At 71.2% G+C, this 15,079-nt stretch carries 17 protein-coding genes; 14 read left to right on the top strand and 3 right to left on the bottom strand.

Features of this window, described 5'->3' with window-relative positions:
• The first annotated feature begins 107 nt into the window (after positions 1-107).
• The gene (locus tag ACLQ24_RS20625) at positions 108-1,334 is read left to right on the top strand and encodes a sensor histidine kinase (protein ID WP_425893344.1); all 1,227 of its coding nucleotides are present in this window, start codon (positions 108-110) and stop codon (positions 1,332-1,334) included.
• Positions 1,331-2,089: a LytR/AlgR family response regulator transcription factor gene (locus ACLQ24_RS20620; protein ID WP_425893343.1), complete on the top strand. Its 759-nt coding sequence runs from the start codon at positions 1,331-1,333 to the stop codon at positions 2,087-2,089. Before ACLQ24_RS20625 ends, ACLQ24_RS20620 begins: the two co-directional genes overlap by 4 nt.
• 73 nt (positions 2,090-2,162) lie before the next feature.
• Here ACLQ24_RS20620 and ACLQ24_RS20615 read toward each other — a convergent pair whose 3' ends face one another.
• On the bottom strand, positions 2,163-2,714 hold the full coding sequence (locus tag ACLQ24_RS20615; protein ID WP_425893342.1) for a Uma2 family endonuclease: 552 nt from the start codon (positions 2,712-2,714) through the stop codon (positions 2,163-2,165).
• Between the two features lie 183 nt (positions 2,715-2,897).
• On the opposite strand from ACLQ24_RS20615, the gene ACLQ24_RS20610 reads away from it, so the two are divergent.
• The 9 genes from ACLQ24_RS20610 (at position 2,898) to ACLQ24_RS20570 (ending at position 10,616) form a co-directional block, all read left to right on the top strand.
• Positions 2,898-3,575 carry a response regulator transcription factor gene (locus ACLQ24_RS20610; protein ID WP_425893341.1) on the top strand — a complete coding sequence of 226 codons (678 nt, stop codon included), beginning with the start codon at positions 2,898-2,900 and terminating at the stop codon, positions 3,573-3,575.
• A complete protein-coding gene (locus ACLQ24_RS20605) occupies positions 3,572-4,645 on the top strand; it encodes a HAMP domain-containing sensor histidine kinase (protein WP_425893340.1) in 1,074 nt (357 codons plus the stop codon). The genes ACLQ24_RS20610 and ACLQ24_RS20605 overlap by 4 nt, the downstream gene beginning before the upstream one ends.
• A 167-nt stretch (positions 4,646-4,812) precedes the next feature.
• Positions 4,813-5,199, top strand: coding sequence for a hypothetical protein (locus tag ACLQ24_RS20600; RefSeq protein ID WP_425893339.1), 387 nt, complete (start codon positions 4,813-4,815; stop codon positions 5,197-5,199).
• Complete coding sequence (locus tag ACLQ24_RS20595; RefSeq protein ID WP_425893338.1) at positions 5,196-5,519, top strand: DUF4153 domain-containing protein; 324 nt, start codon at positions 5,196-5,198, stop codon at positions 5,517-5,519. Before ACLQ24_RS20600 ends, ACLQ24_RS20595 begins: the two co-directional genes overlap by 4 nt.
• A 44-nt stretch (positions 5,520-5,563) precedes the next feature.
• Positions 5,564-5,977, top strand: coding sequence for a hypothetical protein (locus tag ACLQ24_RS20590; RefSeq protein ID WP_425893337.1), 414 nt, complete (start codon positions 5,564-5,566; stop codon positions 5,975-5,977).
• 1 nt (position 5,978) lies between these two features.
• Complete coding sequence (locus ACLQ24_RS20585) at positions 5,979-7,619, top strand: cation acetate symporter (RefSeq protein WP_425893336.1); 1,641 nt, start codon at positions 5,979-5,981, stop codon at positions 7,617-7,619.
• Positions 7,620-7,631: 12 nt separating this feature from the next.
• Entirely contained in the window at positions 7,632-7,844 is a 213-nt protein-coding gene (locus ACLQ24_RS20580; protein ID WP_425893335.1) for a hypothetical protein, read from the top strand.
• 310 nt (positions 7,845-8,154) lie between these two features.
• Complete coding sequence (locus ACLQ24_RS20575; protein ID WP_425893347.1) at positions 8,155-8,919, top strand: ABC transporter ATP-binding protein; 765 nt, start codon at positions 8,155-8,157, stop codon at positions 8,917-8,919.
• Positions 8,904-10,616 (top strand): ABC transporter permease, encoded by a 1,713-nt coding sequence (locus ACLQ24_RS20570; protein ID WP_425893334.1) that lies wholly within the window; start codon positions 8,904-8,906, stop codon positions 10,614-10,616. Before ACLQ24_RS20575 ends, ACLQ24_RS20570 begins: the two co-directional genes overlap by 16 nt.
• Here ACLQ24_RS20570 and ACLQ24_RS20565 read toward each other — a convergent pair.
• Together ACLQ24_RS20565 and ACLQ24_RS20560 are read right to left on the bottom strand one after the other, a co-directional pair.
• Positions 10,613-10,813 carry a DUF397 domain-containing protein gene (locus tag ACLQ24_RS20565; protein ID WP_425893333.1) on the bottom strand — a complete coding sequence of 67 codons (201 nt, stop codon included), beginning with the start codon at positions 10,811-10,813 and terminating at the stop codon, positions 10,613-10,615. The genes ACLQ24_RS20570 and ACLQ24_RS20565 overlap by 4 nt on opposite strands.
• Entirely contained in the window at positions 10,810-11,595 is a 786-nt protein-coding gene (locus ACLQ24_RS20560; protein ID WP_425893332.1) for a helix-turn-helix domain-containing protein, read from the bottom strand. Before ACLQ24_RS20560 ends, ACLQ24_RS20565 begins: the two co-directional genes overlap by 4 nt.
• Positions 11,596-12,044: 449 nt before the next feature.
• On the opposite strand from ACLQ24_RS20560, the gene ACLQ24_RS20555 reads away from it, so the two are divergent.
• The 3 genes from ACLQ24_RS20555 (at position 12,045) to ACLQ24_RS20545 (ending at position 15,007) form a co-directional block, all read left to right on the top strand.
• On the top strand, positions 12,045-12,797 hold the full coding sequence (locus ACLQ24_RS20555) for a flavin reductase family protein (RefSeq protein WP_425893345.1): 753 nt from the start codon (positions 12,045-12,047) through the stop codon (positions 12,795-12,797).
• Positions 12,798-12,972: 175 nt separating this feature from the next.
• Positions 12,973-13,338, top strand: a complete 366-nt coding sequence (locus ACLQ24_RS20550) for a DUF485 domain-containing protein (protein WP_425893331.1) — start codon at positions 12,973-12,975, stop codon at positions 13,336-13,338.
• The gene (locus ACLQ24_RS20545; RefSeq protein WP_425893330.1) at positions 13,316-15,007 is read left to right on the top strand and encodes a solute symporter family protein; all 1,692 of its coding nucleotides are present in this window, start codon (positions 13,316-13,318) and stop codon (positions 15,005-15,007) included. The genes ACLQ24_RS20550 and ACLQ24_RS20545 overlap by 23 nt, the downstream gene beginning before the upstream one ends.
• Positions 15,008-15,079 lie beyond the last annotated feature (72 nt).

Below are 15,079 nucleotides of genomic sequence, written 5' to 3'. Positions count from 1 at the left end.
CCATCGACATCGCCACCATCAAGATCTGGCTCCGCGACCTCGCCCGCGAAACCTGATCCACAAGACACGGCCTAGCGCGGACGGCGGCGAGCCGTCAGGATCGCTGCGTGGGTGGCAACCTCTCCGCCGTCGTCGGTGTCGTCTCGCTGGTCACCGCGCTGACCGCAGCTCTGCTGGCAGTGCTGCGACTGCGCGCTCGGCGCGGCATCGCCACCGCCACCCAGCGGGCCACCTACGAGGTGCTGCACACCGCCGGACTGGCCGCCGAGCCGCTGCGGGCGGGGCTGAGCGCGGCGGGGGCGGCGAAGGCCGTACGCCATCTGCGGGCCCTGGTGGGCGCGGTCGGGCTGGCGCTCACGGACGCCGACGAGGTGCTCGCCCTCGACGGACGCGGCACGCATCACGGCGAGCAACTGCTCGCGGCGGCCCAGCGGTCGATCACCTCCGGGCGCTCGACCGTGCTCGGGGAGTCCGACCTGCGTTGCGATCGGGTGGACTGCCCGATCCGGGGTGCGGTGATCGCGCCCCTGCACGGCGCCGACGCCCGGGTGGTCGGGGCGCTGGTCGCGATCGCCGACAACGTGCCGGCGCCCGGGCTGGTGCAGGCCACCCTGGAGACCGCGCACTGGGCCGGCAACCAGCTCGCCCTGGCCGAGCTGGACTCCTCCCGGGAGCGCCTGGCGCGGGCCGAAATCCGGGCGTTGCGGGCGCAGATCAGCCCGCACTTCATCTACAACGCGTTGACCGCGATCGGCTCGTTCGTCCGCACCGATCCGGAGCGCGCCCGGGAGTTGATCCTGGAGTTCGCGGAGTTCACCAGGTACTCGTTCCGGGCGCACGGGGAGTTCACCACCCTCGCCGAGGAGCTGCGGTCGATCGACCGGTACCTGACGATCGAGCGGGCCCGCTTCGGCGACCGGTTGCAGGTGCGGTTGCAGATCGCACCGGAGGTGCTGCCGGTGACGCTGCCGTTCCTGTGTCTCCAGCCGCTGGTGGAGAACGCCGTCCGGCACGGGTTGTCCCGCAAGCCGGGCACGGGCATGGTGAGCATCGAGGCCCGGGACGCGGGCGCCGAATGCCACATCACGGTGGAGGACGACGGGGTGGGAATGGATCCGACCGCGCTGACCGCCGGCATCGCCGAGCTGGCCCGCAGCACCGGCGACCCGGGTGACGACACGGGCCAGCACGTCGGCCTCTCGAACGTCGACGAGCGGCTGCGCTCGGTCTTCGGTGACCGGTTCGGTCTGGTCGTCGAGACCGGGCTGGGGTCGGGCACCCGGGTGAGCGTGCGGGTGCCGAAGTTCCACCCGGGCGTACGGGCCGGCTCGTGACCACCGGGTTCCTCCGGGTGCTGGCGGTGGACGACGAGCCGCCCGCGCTCGACGAGTTGGCGTACCACCTGCGGGCCGACCCCCGGGTGGCCCGCCTGCACACCGCCGGGGATGCCACCGAGGCGCTGCGACTGCTCCGCGACGGTGACGTGGACGTGGTCTTCCTGGACATCCGGATGCCCGGCCTGGACGGCATGGAGCTGGCCCGGGTGCTGCGACGGTTCGCCCGGCCACCCGCGATCGTCTTCGTCACCGCGTACGACGATGGCGCGGTGGACGCCTTCGACCTGGGCGCCACGGACTACGTGCGCAAACCGGTACGCGCCGAACGGCTGGCCGAGTCGCTGCGGCGGGTGATCGGGTCGCGGGTGGTGCCGTCGCATCCGGCGGCGCTGGCCCGGGCCGAGGAGGACCCGACGATCCCCATCGAGCTGGCCGGTACGACCCGCATGCTGCCCCGCTCGGCGGTGCGGTGGGTGGAGGCGCAGGGGGACTACGCCCGGCTGCACACTGCCGAGGGGTCGCACCTGGTGCGGGTCTCACTGGCCACACTCGCCGAGCGGTGGGGGGATGCCGGCTTCGTCCGGGTGCACCGGTCGTACCTGGTGCGGTTGAAGTTGATCGCGGAGCTGCGCCTGGTGAACTCCGGCTACGTGGTGGTGGTCGACTCCACCGAGTTGCCGGTGAGCCGGCGGCACACCCGGGAGCTGAAGGACAAGCTGGTCAGGGCGGCGAAGCAGGACTGGAGTCGCTGAGGCGGGAAGACCCCCGACTCTCCCGTACGTTGCACGGTAGCCGATGCGACATCCGGGAGGCCGGCCGTGCCGCTCAGAAGATGTCGGCCGGCGCGAAGGCGAGGGGAAACGGCTGATCGGCGCGGTGCACCTCACCGGCTGCCAGCACGATCTGTTCGCGGTAACCGCCCGGGCCGTTCACGAGCACCGTCAAGGTCTGCTTACGCGGCTCCACCAACCAGTACAGCGGGATACCGGCGGCTGCGTACTCGTGTCGTTTGAGCACCAGGTCACGGCCCGTGTTGCTCGGTGAGATGACCTCGACGACGAGGAGCACGTCGCCCGGTGCCAGCGCCGCCCCACCGCGGTCCATCGCACTCTCGTACGCGACGAAGAGATCCGGGACGAAGTACGACGAACGTTTCGCGCTGACCCCGATGTCCTGGCCGACGATCAGGCCAGCCGGTGCCTGCCGGTCGAGCACTCGGCGGAGGCGGTTGGCGACCGCGCCGTGGAAGACATCCGCGTGGGGGGACACGTGCAGACTCCCGTCAAAGATCTCGTAGACCTGGTTGTCCTCGGGGAGGCCCTGGAGATCGTCCACCGTCCAGGCGTCACCCCGGCCGGGCCGGGCAGGATTGGTCACCGTCACACCTCCTTTCTACCGGTCCACCCTGACAGCTCGGTCGGTCGTCCACAACGAGCCGTGGACGTTCGGTGAGGCCAGATGCCCTGTCCACCGGGTTATCCACAGGCCCACGACGTTCTCCACAGGTTATTCACAATGCCACCCACTGGTCTCCACGGTGGCTCCCTACAGTCAGACCCCATGAAGGAACGCCGCGTCCTCGTCGTCGAGGACGAACGCACCATCGCCGAGTCGGTCGCCGCCCGACTCCGCGCCGAGGGTTTCCTCGTGGAGATCGCCACGGACGGGCCCGGCGCGGTCGAGCGCTTCCGGACCGGGCAGCCCGATCTCGTCGTCCTCGACGTGATGCTGCCCGGCTTCGACGGCCTGGAGGTGTGCCGGCGCATCCAGGCCGTCCGGCCGGTGCCGGTGCTGATGCTCACCGCCCGCGACGACGAGACGGATCTGCTCGTCGGGCTCGCGGTCGGCGCGGACGACTACCTCACCAAGCCGTTCTCGATGCGGGAGCTGGCGGCGCGCGTACACGTGCTGCTGCGTCGGATGGAACGGGCCGCGACTCCCGCACCACCCGCCATCCGCCTCGGCGACATCGAGATCTACGAAGCCGAGCGTCGGGTACGGCGGGCCGGCGCGGACGTGCACCTCACACCGACCGAGTTCGACCTCCTGCTGCACCTCGCCAGTCGGCCCCGGACGGTCCTACCCCGGGAGCGGCTCCTCGCCGATGTCTGGGGTTGGGCCGACGGCACCGGAACCCGCACCGTGGACAGCCACATCAAGGCGCTGCGCCGCAAGCTCGGTGCCGACCTGATCCGGACCGTCCACGGCGTCGGGTACGCCCTGGAGGTGCCCTCGTGAGTGCCCGCCTGGTGGACTGGCTGGGCCGGGTGCTTCCCCGTCCCCTGGACCCGGTCCGCTCGATGAAGATGAAGCTCGGCGTGCTGCTGGTCGCCTCCTGGGCCGTTGCCATCGGCTACTTCTGGTACGGCATCGGCTGGCTGCCACCGGGCACGGCGATCACCGCCATCTGCATCGCGCTGGTCACCTCGCAGGTGCTCGCCCACGGGATGACCTCGCCGCTGCGCGAGATGACGGCGGCCGCCGGGGCGATGGCCCGCGGCGACTACACCCGTCGGGTACGCGCCACCTCCCGCGACGAGGTGGGCGAGCTGGCCCAGGCGTTCAACAAGATGGCCGAGGACCTGCACGCGGCGGACCAGCGGCGGCGTGAGCTGATCGCCAACGTCTCCCACGAGCTGCGGACGCCGATCACCGCGTTGCAGGGCGTACTGGAGAACATGGTGGACGGGGTGGCCGAGCCGGAGCCGGCGGCCCTGCGCGCGGCGCTGTCCCAGACCGAGCGGCTCGGACATCTCGTCGCCGACCTGCTCGACCTGTCCCGGCTCGACGCAGGGGTGGTGCCGCTGCGCCGGGTCCACATCGACGTGGGCGACTTCCTCGACGAGGCGGTGGAGCACGCCACCGCGAGCGCGGCCGGGGCCGGGCTGGACGTCGACTTCCGACTGCGCGAGTTGGCGACGCCGTTGACCGTGCACGCGGACCCGTGGCGGCTGCACCAGGTGTTCGCGAACCTGCTGGACAACGCGGCACGGCACAGCCCACCCGGTGGCACCGTGCGGGTGGGCGCCGAGGAGCACGCCGGCCAGCTCCGCTTCGAGGTGAGCGACGAGGGGCAGGGCATCCCGACGGCCGAGCGGTCCCGGGTGTTCGAACGGTTCACCCGCGGTGACCGGGCCGCCGGTGGTGGCACCGGCCTCGGCCTGGCCATCGCGCGCTGGGTCGTCGAACTGCACGGCGGTCGGATCGCGGTCCTCGACCCGGTCGGCACCGTCAAGGGCCCCCGGCCGGGCTGCCGCATCGAGGTCACCATCCCGAACAACAGACCACACCGAGGAGAGGTCGCATGACCACCCCTGGCAGCACTCCGCCTTCGACCACTGGCCCGGCGACGCCGCCGGTCGCCGGCACACCGACGCAGCCGACGGCCGGCCCAGCGACACCGCCGAGCATCGGGCCAGCGGCACCGCCGAGCATCGGGCCACCGGCACGGCCGCTCCCCGCCTGGCCCCAGCCGATGGCTGCCCTACCGGTCGTGCCCCGGCCACCGTCACTGATCGAGCGACGCTGGCCAGGGCCGTCCGGTGCCGCGCGTCCGCTGGTCCTGGGGGCCCTGACGGTGGCCGCCGTCCTCGGTGCCTCGACGCTCACGGTGGTTCGTCCCGGGATCGGTTGGCTGGTGGCCGCGCTTGCCGGCACCGTCGCGCTCGGCATCGCCGTCGTCGTGGGTTCGAAACCATCGACCGCTCCGCCCACGTCGGCGACGCCACCGGCCACGCTGCCCACCCCGCCGGCTGCGGCAGCTCCGGCGGGCCAGGCGGGCCAGGCGGGCCAGGCGGGCCAGGCAGCTCCGGCGACTCCGGCGGCCACCGCCCGTCCCGATCCTGGCTACCCCGGCTGGTGATCGGCACGGCAGTGCTGGCGCTGCTCGGGTTGGCCCTGGTCAACCCCGATCGGCTGATCGCCGACCGGAACGTCGACCGGTACCTGGAGACCGGCCGGTTGGACGTCGACTACGTGGCCAGCCTGTCGGCGGACGCCGTACCGGCCCTGGCCCGGCTGCCCGAACCGGTGCGGATCTGCGCCCTGAACCGGCTCGCGACCGGCCTGCCCCGGGACGGCCTGTGGGCGACGAACCTCGGACGGGAGCGCGCCCGCCGCGAGCTGGACAGGATCCCGGTGGCGGGCCCCGCGTCGCACTGCTTCGGCCTGCGTTACCGGTGAGCGCCGACGCTTGACAATCGCGCGAGGCGGGCAAGACTGCCGGGGTGGCCAAGCAACTCCCTGATGTGGGGTCGGGCGGTGCGGTCCCGCCGCCCCGGCGGGCCCGGATCGTGCTGGCCGACATCACCCGGCGGGACACCCGCGCCGAGCGGACCCGCGCCGAACTGGCCCAGCAGACCCAGGTCGGCGAGGCGCTGGTCCGTGGCCTGGTCCGGGCCCAGCTGGCACTGGCGTTGCGGTTGTCGCTGGTGGTCGCCATCGGGCTGGGCGGGTTGCCCTGGCTGTTCGCCATCGCACCGTCGCTCGGCCGGACCACCGTGGCCGGCGTCAACCTGCCCTGGCTGCTGCTCGGGGTGGCCTCGTTCCCGTTCCTGATCGCGGTGGGCTGGGCGTACGTGCGGCTGGCCGAGCGCAACGAGCAGGACTTCACCGACCTGGTGCAGCGGCCGGAGCACTGACGTGGGCAACGGCTACGTGGTTCCGGCCATCGTCGCGGTCACCCTGGTCACCGTCGGCATCGGGTTCTACGGGCTGCGGCTGGCCCGGACGACGTCCGACTTCCTGGTCGCCTCGCGGGCGATCAGTCCGCCCTGGAACGCCGCCGCCATCGGTGGGGAGTACCTGTCGGCCGCGAGCTTCCTCGGCATCGCGGGTCTGGTCCTCAAGTACGGCGTGGACGTGCTCTGGTATCCGGTCGGCTTCGCCGCCGGCTACCTGGCGCTGCTGCTGTTCGTGGCCGCGCCGCTGCGCCGCTCCGGCGCGTTCACGCTGCCCGACTTCTGCGAGTTGCGGCTGGGGTCCCGCCGCCTGCGCATCCTCGCCACCGCCTTTGTGATCTTCATCGGTTGGCTCTATCTGGTGCCGCAGTTGCAGGGTGCCGGGCTCACCCTCGCCACGGTCGCCGGTTCCCCGTACCCCGTGGGTGCTCTTCTCGTCGCGGCCGTGGTCACCGCGAACGTGGCGCTCGGCGGGATGCGGGCCATCACCTTCGTCCAGGCGTTCCAGTACTGGCTCAAGTTGACGGCTCTCGCCGTACCCGTGATCTTCCTGGCGCTGCAGTGGCAGGCCGATGCCCGCCCGGCGGTGACGCCGCCGGACGGGCCGACGTTCCGGGCCGCGACCACCGTCGTGGTCGAGCACCGCGCGACCCTCACCCTGGCCGATGGCGACATTCGAGAGGTACGCCCCGGCGACGAACTGTCCTTCGCCGCCGGCGACCCGGTGCCGGCGGTGGCCGGGGTGGCCACCGACGCGGCGGACTGGCTGCTGCCCAGCGCCGCCGGAGCCGACGACCGCGGCCTCTTCGGAACGTACTCGCTGATCCTGGCCACCTTCCTGGGCACGATGGGCCTCCCGCACGTGCTGGTCCGCTTCTACACCAACCCCGACGGCGCGGCGGCGCGCCGAACGACGCTCGTGGTCCTGGCCCTGGTCGGCGCGTTCTACCTGCTGCCCACCCTGTACGGGGTGCTGGGCCGGATCTACACACCGCAACTGCTCGTCAGCGGGCAGACCGACGCGGTGGTGGTCCTGCTGCCCGGCGCGGTCCTCGGCGACGGGCTGGCCGGGCGGCTGCTCGCCGCGCTGGTCGCGGCGGGCGCGTTCGCTGCCTTCCTCTCCACCTCGTCGGGCCTGCTCACCAGCGTCGCCGGGGTGATCTCGACGGACGTGCTCGGCCGCGGCTCGGTGCGCGGCTTCCGGTTGGCGACCGTCATCGCCGGAGGCGTACCGGCGGTGCTGGCCCTGCACGTCTCCGGCCTGGACGTCTCGCAGGTGGTCGGGTTGGCCTTCGCCGTCGCCGCGTCGAGTTTCTGCCCGCTGCTGGTGCTCGGCATCTGGTGGCGAGGACTGACCGACCTGGGCGCGGCCGCGGGTGTGCTGGTCGGCGGCGGGGCGGCGATCGGCGCGGTGCTGGTGACCGTTCTCGGCCCGCCGCTGTCGGGCTGGCCCGCCACCCTCACCGCACAGCCGGCCGCCTGGACGGTGCCGCTGGCGTTCACCGTGATGGTCGCCGTGTCGATGGCGACCCGCCGCCGAGCGCCAGCCGACGTCGCCGCCACCATGCTCCGCCTGCACACCCCCGAAGCCCTCCGCCTCTAGCGCCCCGCGGTCTTGCGCTTTCGGTGGGAGGAGATTCGCGCCGCCACCAACGCCGCCCTGACCGACCTGCGGACCGCGCTGGCCGACTCCACCGCCGCGCCGGACACAGTGGCCATGCTGGAACAACTGCGTGAGCTGCAACGGGGTGCCGTGCCGCAGTTGCAGGGGCTCATCGACACCCTCGGCAGCGTGCAGGAACGACTCTCCGCCGGCGGGAGGCCCTGACATGGCCCGGCTCGTGGACCCGGACGGGCTGCGCGACGCTGGCACCAGCCTCCAGGACATCTCCGATCGTTTTCGCACCGAGCTGCGCACCTTCCTCGCCGATTTGCAGGGGTTCGGCGCGCCGTGGGGCAACGACGACATCGGCAGCCTGGGCTCGCGTTCAGCGGGACCCTGCACACCCTGGCGGCAGAGGCGGGCACTCGGCAAGCAGCTGCGAAACGGCTGCTGCTACGAACTACGCCTCGGGAAGGATCGCGAGTCCGTCCCCGCCGGACGGTGGAACTGGCGATCGGCGGATAACGTCGGCCCCATGACTGGTGAGCATCCCGCGCTCGTGCTGCGTGGTCTGGCAAAGCGGTTCGACGGCACGGTCGCGGTCGCCGGCGTCGATCTGGACGTACCGGCCGGTTCCTTCTACGGGCTGCTCGGCCCGAACGGTGCCGGCAAGACCACCACTCTGTCGATGGCGGTCGGGCTGCTGCGCCCGGACGCCGGCTCGGCGTGGGTGCTCGGCCAGGACGTGTGGCGCGATCCGGTCGCGGCCAAGCAGTTGCTCGGTGTGATGCCCGACGGTGTACGGCTGTTCGACCGTCTCAGCGGTGCGGAGTTGCTGGCGTACAACGGACTTCTGCGAGGAATGGACCCGGCGGTGGTCGACCAGCGGGCCGCGGAACTGTTGGACGTCCTGGCGCTTGGCGACGCCGGCCGGACGCTGGTGGTGGACTACTCGGCAGGCATGAAGAAGAAGATCGGCCTGGCCTGCGCGTTGCTGCACGGCCCGCGGGTGCTGGTGCTGGACGAGCCGTTCGAGGCGGTCGACCCGGTGTCGGCGGCGCTGATCCGCGACATTCTCACCCGGTACGCGGCCGGCGGCGGGACAGTGGTCTTCTCCAGTCACGTGATGGAGGTCGTCGAGCGGTTGTGCTCGCACGTGGCGATCCTGGCCCAGGGCACCATCAAGCGGGTCGGCACGATCGCGGACGTCCGGGGCGAGCGCTCGCTGGAGCAGGTCTTCGTCGAGGTCGTGGGCGGGCGTACCGCCACCGGTGACGAGTTGTCATGGCTGTCCCGGTGAGCGCGCCCGCCGCGCCCGCCGCGCCGACCGCGCCCGCGCGAAAGGTCTCCGCGCGGCACTTCGTGCGGCTCAAGCTGCGGGTGATGGGCAACAACTTTCGGGGCCAGGGCTGGCGGATCGCCATGTTCGTCGGCGGGGCGCTGGTCGGCCTCTGGTTCGCGGCCAGTGGCTTCTTCCTATTCGCCGCGCCCGGCATGACGGGCGACGGTCGGTACGCGGTGCTGGTCGCGGCCGCCGGCGGAGGCCTGCTGGTGCTCGGCTGGCTGCTGCTGCCACTTGTCTTCTTCGGAGTGGACGAGACGCTCGACCCGGCCCGGTTCGCCTTGCTGCCGCTGCCGCGCCGCACCCTGGTCGTCGGACTGTTCGCCGCCGCGCTGGTCAGCGTGCCGGTGCTGGCGGCGGCGGTCGCCGCGCTGGGGCTGGTGCTGACCGCGTGGGCGCTCGGCGGTTGGTCCGCAGGCGTGGTGGCCGTGCTCGGCGTACTCGCCGGGTTGTTGCTCTGCGTGGCCGCCAGCCGGGCGGTGACCAGCGCCTTCGCCAGCATGCTGCGGTCCCGCCGGGTGCGGGACCTGGCGGCCGTGCTGCTGGCGGTGACCGCCGCGCTGCTCGGCCCGTTGCAGGTCTTCGGCCTGGCGGCGCTGCGCCAGACGGACTGGACTCGACTGACCGGGCCGGCATCGGTGCTCGGGTGGACGCCGTTCGGCGCTCCGTGGACCGCCGGTATCGACATGGCCCAGGGACGGGTGTGGGCCGCCCCGCTCAAACTGCTGATCACGGTGGCGGCGATCGTGGCCCTGCTGGCCTGGTGGTCGCGGTCGTTGGAGTCGGCGATGGTCGGCACCGCGACCGCCGGCAGGGCACCGGCCCGACGCGGGGTCGACGGAGGCGCGGTCGCCCAACTGTTCCCCCGGGCCACCACCTGGGCACGGCGGGACCGGTTCGGCGCGCTTGTCGCCCGGGAGGCCCGTTACTGGTGGCGGGACGCCCGCCGCCGAGCCAACCTGATCACGATCGCGGTGGTCGGCATCTTCGTGCCCGTCCTGGTCAACGTCATGGGTGGAGACTTCGCGTCCCCCGAGAACGGGGGGTTCACGGCGGCGGCCGGCGACAGTTCACCGGTCGTGGTCACCCTCTCCCTGCTCGTCGTCGGCATAGTCTCCTCGGCCACCCTGGCCAACCAGTTCGGCTTCGACGGCAGCGCGTACGCCGCGAATGTCGTGGCCGGCGTGCCGGGTCGGGTCGAGCTGCGCGCGCGGATGACCGCCTTCTCGCTGTACGTCCTACCGATGCTGGCGCTCGTCGCGGTGGTGCTGTCGGTACTGCTCAGTCGACCGGAGTGGATCGGGCTGATGGTGGGCAGTCTGGTCGCCACCTACGGCGCCGGGTTGGCGGTGAACAGCTTCGTCTCGGTGCTCGGGGCGTACTCACTGCCGGAGACGAGCAACCCGTTCGGGATGAACAGCGGCGCGGGCATGGCGAAGGGGCTGCTCACCCTGTTGGCCATGGTCACCACGGCGGTCGTCGGGGTGCCGATGGTGGTGGCCGCCGCGCTGCTCGGCGACGCCTGGCTCTGGCTGGCCCTACCGTTCGGCACGGCGTACGGGCTGGGCACGGCGCTGCTCGGCGCGTACCTGGCCGGTGACGTACTGGACCGGCGTCAGCCGGAGCTGCTGGCCACCGTCACGCCACGGCGCTAGGCGATCGGGCCGCGAGGTGCGCGGGCGGCGAGGAATCCGGTCCAGGCCGACGGGCTGAACGTGAGCACCGGCCCGGACCGATCCTTGCTGTCCCGCACCAGCACGACACCCGGCAGATTGTCCGCCACCTCGACGCAGTTGCCGCCGGAGTCGGTCGACCTGGTGGAAATGCGCCAGCGCGGCTCAATCATCGTCATGGTGTCACCTTCAGCTTCCGAATCAGGTCCATCGACGCGCCTGTGGACAGTGCTTCGCCGAGCAGACTATCCCATTTGCGATCAATCAATCGGAGCATCTGCGGGTCGTCCATGACGTGCCCGCGAACGGCATTCTCCAGGTAGAGCACCCTGTCTCCGTCGGGCAGGTCGGCGAATACGAAGCCGCCACCGAACCCGACATGCTCGCCGACGCTCAATGGAATGACGTGCAGCCGCACGAACAGAAGGTCCGCCACCTCAAGCAGTCGACCGAGTTGGGCGTTGAGCACGGCGTGTCCGCCCACGGGGCGATGCAGGCCCATTTCATCCACCAGGAAGACACAGTGCGGCGGCGCCTCCCGGGACAGCAGCCGTTGACGTTCCAGGCGAACCGCGACAAGTTCGTCGACCACAGCGGGCGGCTGCAACCCGCCCGCGGAGATGACGGCATGGGCATACTCCTCGGTCTGTAGGAGACCGGGCACAAGGCATGCCTCGAAGGCACGGAGGCGCGTCGCCCGTTGCTCGTAGCCCCGCCACGGAACGAACCAGGATGGGCCGTGTTCATGGTCCGCAGCCTTGAGGAGTTCGGCGAGGAGGCCGCCGGTGGCCAGGGCCTCGTCGGCGGCCACCGCGAACTCCATCGTCGGCCGGCGGCGGCCGGTCTCGATGGCGGCCACCGTGGAGGGACTCCAACTGATCAGGGTCGCCAGGGCCTCCTGGGAGACCTCCGCGCCGGCCCGGGCGGCCTTCAGCGCCCGTACCCACATCTCGATGTTCATCCTTACCTCTCCGGTAAGTACGTGACCGCGCTGCGTAGTAAGCCCTGGAATCATCCCGCGTCCAGGCCGCGCCGTCCAGGGTGGAGAGCACGCGGCCCGGCTGGTGGAGGCGACGACCCGGCGGTCGGTCCTGCGTCGGGGCCGCCCCGGTCATTCCCCCCGGTCGGGGCGGCCCCTTCATCGACTGGGAGGAGGTCGGCCGTGCTCAGGTTCATTCCTGGTCGGGGCGGGGCGCGGTGGTCGTACTCGATGAGGAACGTGGCGGCGACGGCCGTGCCGGGCGCGCTCGAGCCGGCACGCGGCGGCGCGGCGCGCCGCGCCCGGGGAGCGGACATCCCAGTGGGCGTGATGCCTGTCAGGCATCTTGATGACTCACAGGCATCACGCTCACTGGGGTATTGCCTCCTGCCGGCCGCCGGAGGTGTGGGGTGAGTCGGCCGCATCTGCCGATGCGGCCGCTGTGGCGGTGTCGGGGCTGCGGCGCGCCCTGGCCCTGCCAACCGGCGCGGCTCGCGTTGCTCGCCGAGTACCGGCACGACCGCACGTCGCTGCTGTTCTACCTGGGCACGCTGATGGCGGAGGCGGGCGATCAGCTCGCCCGGCTGAACGGACGGCCCGCCGACCTGCACGCGCGCTTCCTGGGTTGGGTGCGGGACCGGGGCGGCACAATGTTTCACGTGAATCATGAGCCGGGCGCCGAGATCCACCAGACCGATCCGTTCGCGGTGCCGACCGGGCAGCGGTCACCGGCCCGCCGACTGCGGGGTCGGCTCGCCGCGCCGGTCACGCTCTGGACGGCACCCGGTCCGGCGGGACTGACGGTCTCGTCGACCCTGGTCGCCGAGGGGGAGCCGGACCGGCTGCTCGGGTTGATCGACCCGGAGTCCGACCTCTGGGCCGCCGTCGAGGAGGCGGGTCGCTTCGCCATCGCTCCGCTCGGCCCGCCACACCGACAGCTCGCCGACCGCTTCGCCGGCCTCTTTCCCGCACCGGGAGGGCTCTTCGCCACCGGTTCGTGGACCGACACGCCCTACGGGCCGGTGCCGTCCGACGCCGGCGGCTGGGCGGGGTGCCGGCTGGACACCGCCCGGGAGTACGGCTGGGGCCTGCTGGTCGAGGCCACCATCGAGGCTGTCGACCTGGTCGAGGACACCACCCCGTTGCTGCACTACCGGGGGCGGTACCACGAGCTGCCGGCCTGACCAGGGGCCTTCGACGCGCGACCGGTCACCGGGGTGACGTGGGTCACTCGGCGCACCCAGTCAACCGCTCGGCGCAGTCGACGACCGGCATCGATCTCGACCTTCCTTGTCGGGGAGCGTGCTCTCTACGGTGCGCGGAACTACCCCCGACGCCTGTGAAGGTGGTGATCCATAGATGTCCACGGACACACCCGCCCCGACCGCTTCCCAGCCGGACAAGTACCTGGCCGTGCAGCAGTCGGACGAGTTCGCCGGACTGCGCCGCGCGCTACGCGGCTTCGTCTTCCCGATGACCGTCGCGTTCTTCCTGTGGTACGCGCTCTACGTCATTCTCTGCGCCTATGCCCGGGACTTCACGAGCACGAAGCTGTTCGGCAGCAACATCAACATTGCGCTGGTCTTCGGCCTACTCCAGTTCGTCTCGACGTTCGTGATCGCCTGGCTCTACTCCCGGTACGCGGACCGGAAGATCGACCCGGTCGCCGACCGCATCCGTGCCGAGATCGGGGAGGTGACCCATGACAACGGTCCACGCAGCTGATCTGCTCCTCGCGGCCGACGGAACGAACCACACGGCCCGCAACCTGACCATCACACTGTTCCTGGTGTTCGTGGCGGTGACCCTGGGCATCACCATCTGGGCCAGCCGGCAGACGAAGACGGCGACCGACTTCTACGCGGGCGGCCGGTCCTTCTCCGGATTCCAGAACGGTATGGCGATCGGTGGCGACTACATGTCCGCCGCCTCGTTCCTCGGCATCGCCGGCATCATCGCTCTCTACGGCTACGACGGTTTCCTCTACTCGATCGGCTTCCTGGTCGCCTGGCTGGTGGCCCTCCTACTGGTCGCGGAACTGCTGCGTAACTCGGGCCGGTACACGATGGCGGACGTGCTGGCGTTCCGGATGCGGCAGCGTCCGGTGCGTACGGCGGCGGCGGTCTCCACCATCACGGTGTCGATCTTCTATCTGCTGGCCCAGATGGTGGGCGCGGGCGCGCTGGTGGCGCTGCTGCTCGGCATCAAGCCGGGAACCACGTTCCTCGGCATGGACGCCGCCACCGCCAAGGTGGCGACCATCATCATGGTCGGCGCCCTGATGATCATCTACGTGACCGTGGGTGGCATGAAGGGCACCACGTACGTACAGATCGTCAAGGCGTTCCTGCTGATGAGCGGCGCGCTGCTGATGACCGTGCTGGTCCTCGCCAAGTACCACTTCAACCTGTCGGAGCTGCTCGGCGCCGCCGCCGCGGCCTCCGGCAAGGGCGACGCCACCCTGAATCCCGGCCTGCGGTACGGGGTGGAAGTCGCCGGGAACGCCACGCAGACCTTCTACAACAAGATGGACCTGCTCTCGCTCGGCATCGCCCTGGTGCTCGGCACGGCGGGCCTGCCGCACATCCTGATCCGCTTCTACACCGTGCCGACCGCCAAGGCGGCCCGCAAGAGCGTGCTCTGGGCCATCGGCATCATCGGCACCTTCTACCTGCTGACCCTCGCCCTCGGCTTCGGCGCGGCGGCGATGGTGGGTGGCCCGGCGATCACCGCGCAGGACAAGGCCGGCAACACGGCCGCACCACAGTTGGCCAAGGCGCTCGGTCTGGAGTTCTTCGGCGGTGACCTGGGTGGCGCGGCCCTCCTGGCGATCATCGCGGCGGTCGCCTTCGCCACCATCCTGGCCGTGGTCGCCGGGTTGACCCTGGCCTCCTCGTCCAGCCTGGCGCACGACTTCTACGCCAACGTTTTGAAGAAGGGCGAGACGTCCGAGCGCCAGGAGGTACGGGTCGCCCGGATCTCCGCCCTGGTGATCGGCGCGATCTCCATCCTGCTGTCGATCTACGCGCAGAACCTCAACGTGGCGTTCCTCGTGGCGCTGGCCTTCGCGGTCGCCGCCTCGGGCAACCTGCCGGCGATCCTCTACAGCCTGTTCTGGCGGCGGTTCAACACCTCCGGAGCGGTGTGGGCGATCTACGGCGGTCTGGTCTCGGCCGTGGTGCTGGTGTTCTTCTCACCGGTGGTCTCGGGCGCGGCGACGTCGATGTTCCCGGACCACGACTGGCAGTGGTTCCCGCTGTCCAACCCGGGCATCCTGTCCATCCCGTTCGGCTTCCTGTGCGGATGGATCGGCACCCTGATTTCCAAGGAGCACGACGAGGACAAGTACGCGGAGCTGGAGGTCCGAGCCCTCACCGGCGCCGGTGCCCACTGATCCACGTCCCGGCCCCCTGTTGACGCCACGCGTCAACAGGGGGCCTCTCGCTGTTCAGGAGGGTCGGTAGGC

The sequence above is a fragment of the Micromonospora sp. DT4 genome, assembly GCF_049841675.1.
GTDB lineage: Bacteria > Actinomycetota > Actinomycetes > Mycobacteriales > Micromonosporaceae > Micromonospora.
This window is presented reverse-complemented; position numbering and strand designations above follow the sequence as displayed.

Coding starts and splice junctions, on each gene's coding strand:
- ACLQ24_RS20610 (WP_425893341.1), top strand. CDS start 2,898: ATGAAGGAACGCCGCGTCCTCGTCGTCGAGGACGAACGCACCATCGCC.
- ACLQ24_RS20600 (WP_425893339.1), top strand. CDS start 4,813: ATGGCTGCCCTACCGGTCGTGCCCCGGCCACCGTCACTGATCGAGCGA.
- ACLQ24_RS20575 (WP_425893347.1), top strand. CDS start 8,155: ATGACTGGTGAGCATCCCGCGCTCGTGCTGCGTGGTCTGGCAAAGCGG.
- ACLQ24_RS20570 (WP_425893334.1), top strand. CDS start 8,904: ATGGCTGTCCCGGTGAGCGCGCCCGCCGCGCCCGCCGCGCCGACCGCG.
- ACLQ24_RS20565 (WP_425893333.1), bottom strand. CDS start 10,813: ATGACGATGATTGAGCCGCGCTGGCGCATTTCCACCAGGTCGACCGAC.
- ACLQ24_RS20560 (WP_425893332.1), bottom strand. CDS start 11,595: ATGAACATCGAGATGTGGGTACGGGCGCTGAAGGCCGCCCGGGCCGGC.
- ACLQ24_RS20555 (WP_425893345.1), top strand. CDS start 12,045: ATGCGGCCGCTGTGGCGGTGTCGGGGCTGCGGCGCGCCCTGGCCCTGC.
- ACLQ24_RS20550 (WP_425893331.1), top strand. CDS start 12,973: ATGTCCACGGACACACCCGCCCCGACCGCTTCCCAGCCGGACAAGTAC.
- ACLQ24_RS20545 (WP_425893330.1), top strand. CDS start 13,316: ATGACAACGGTCCACGCAGCTGATCTGCTCCTCGCGGCCGACGGAACG.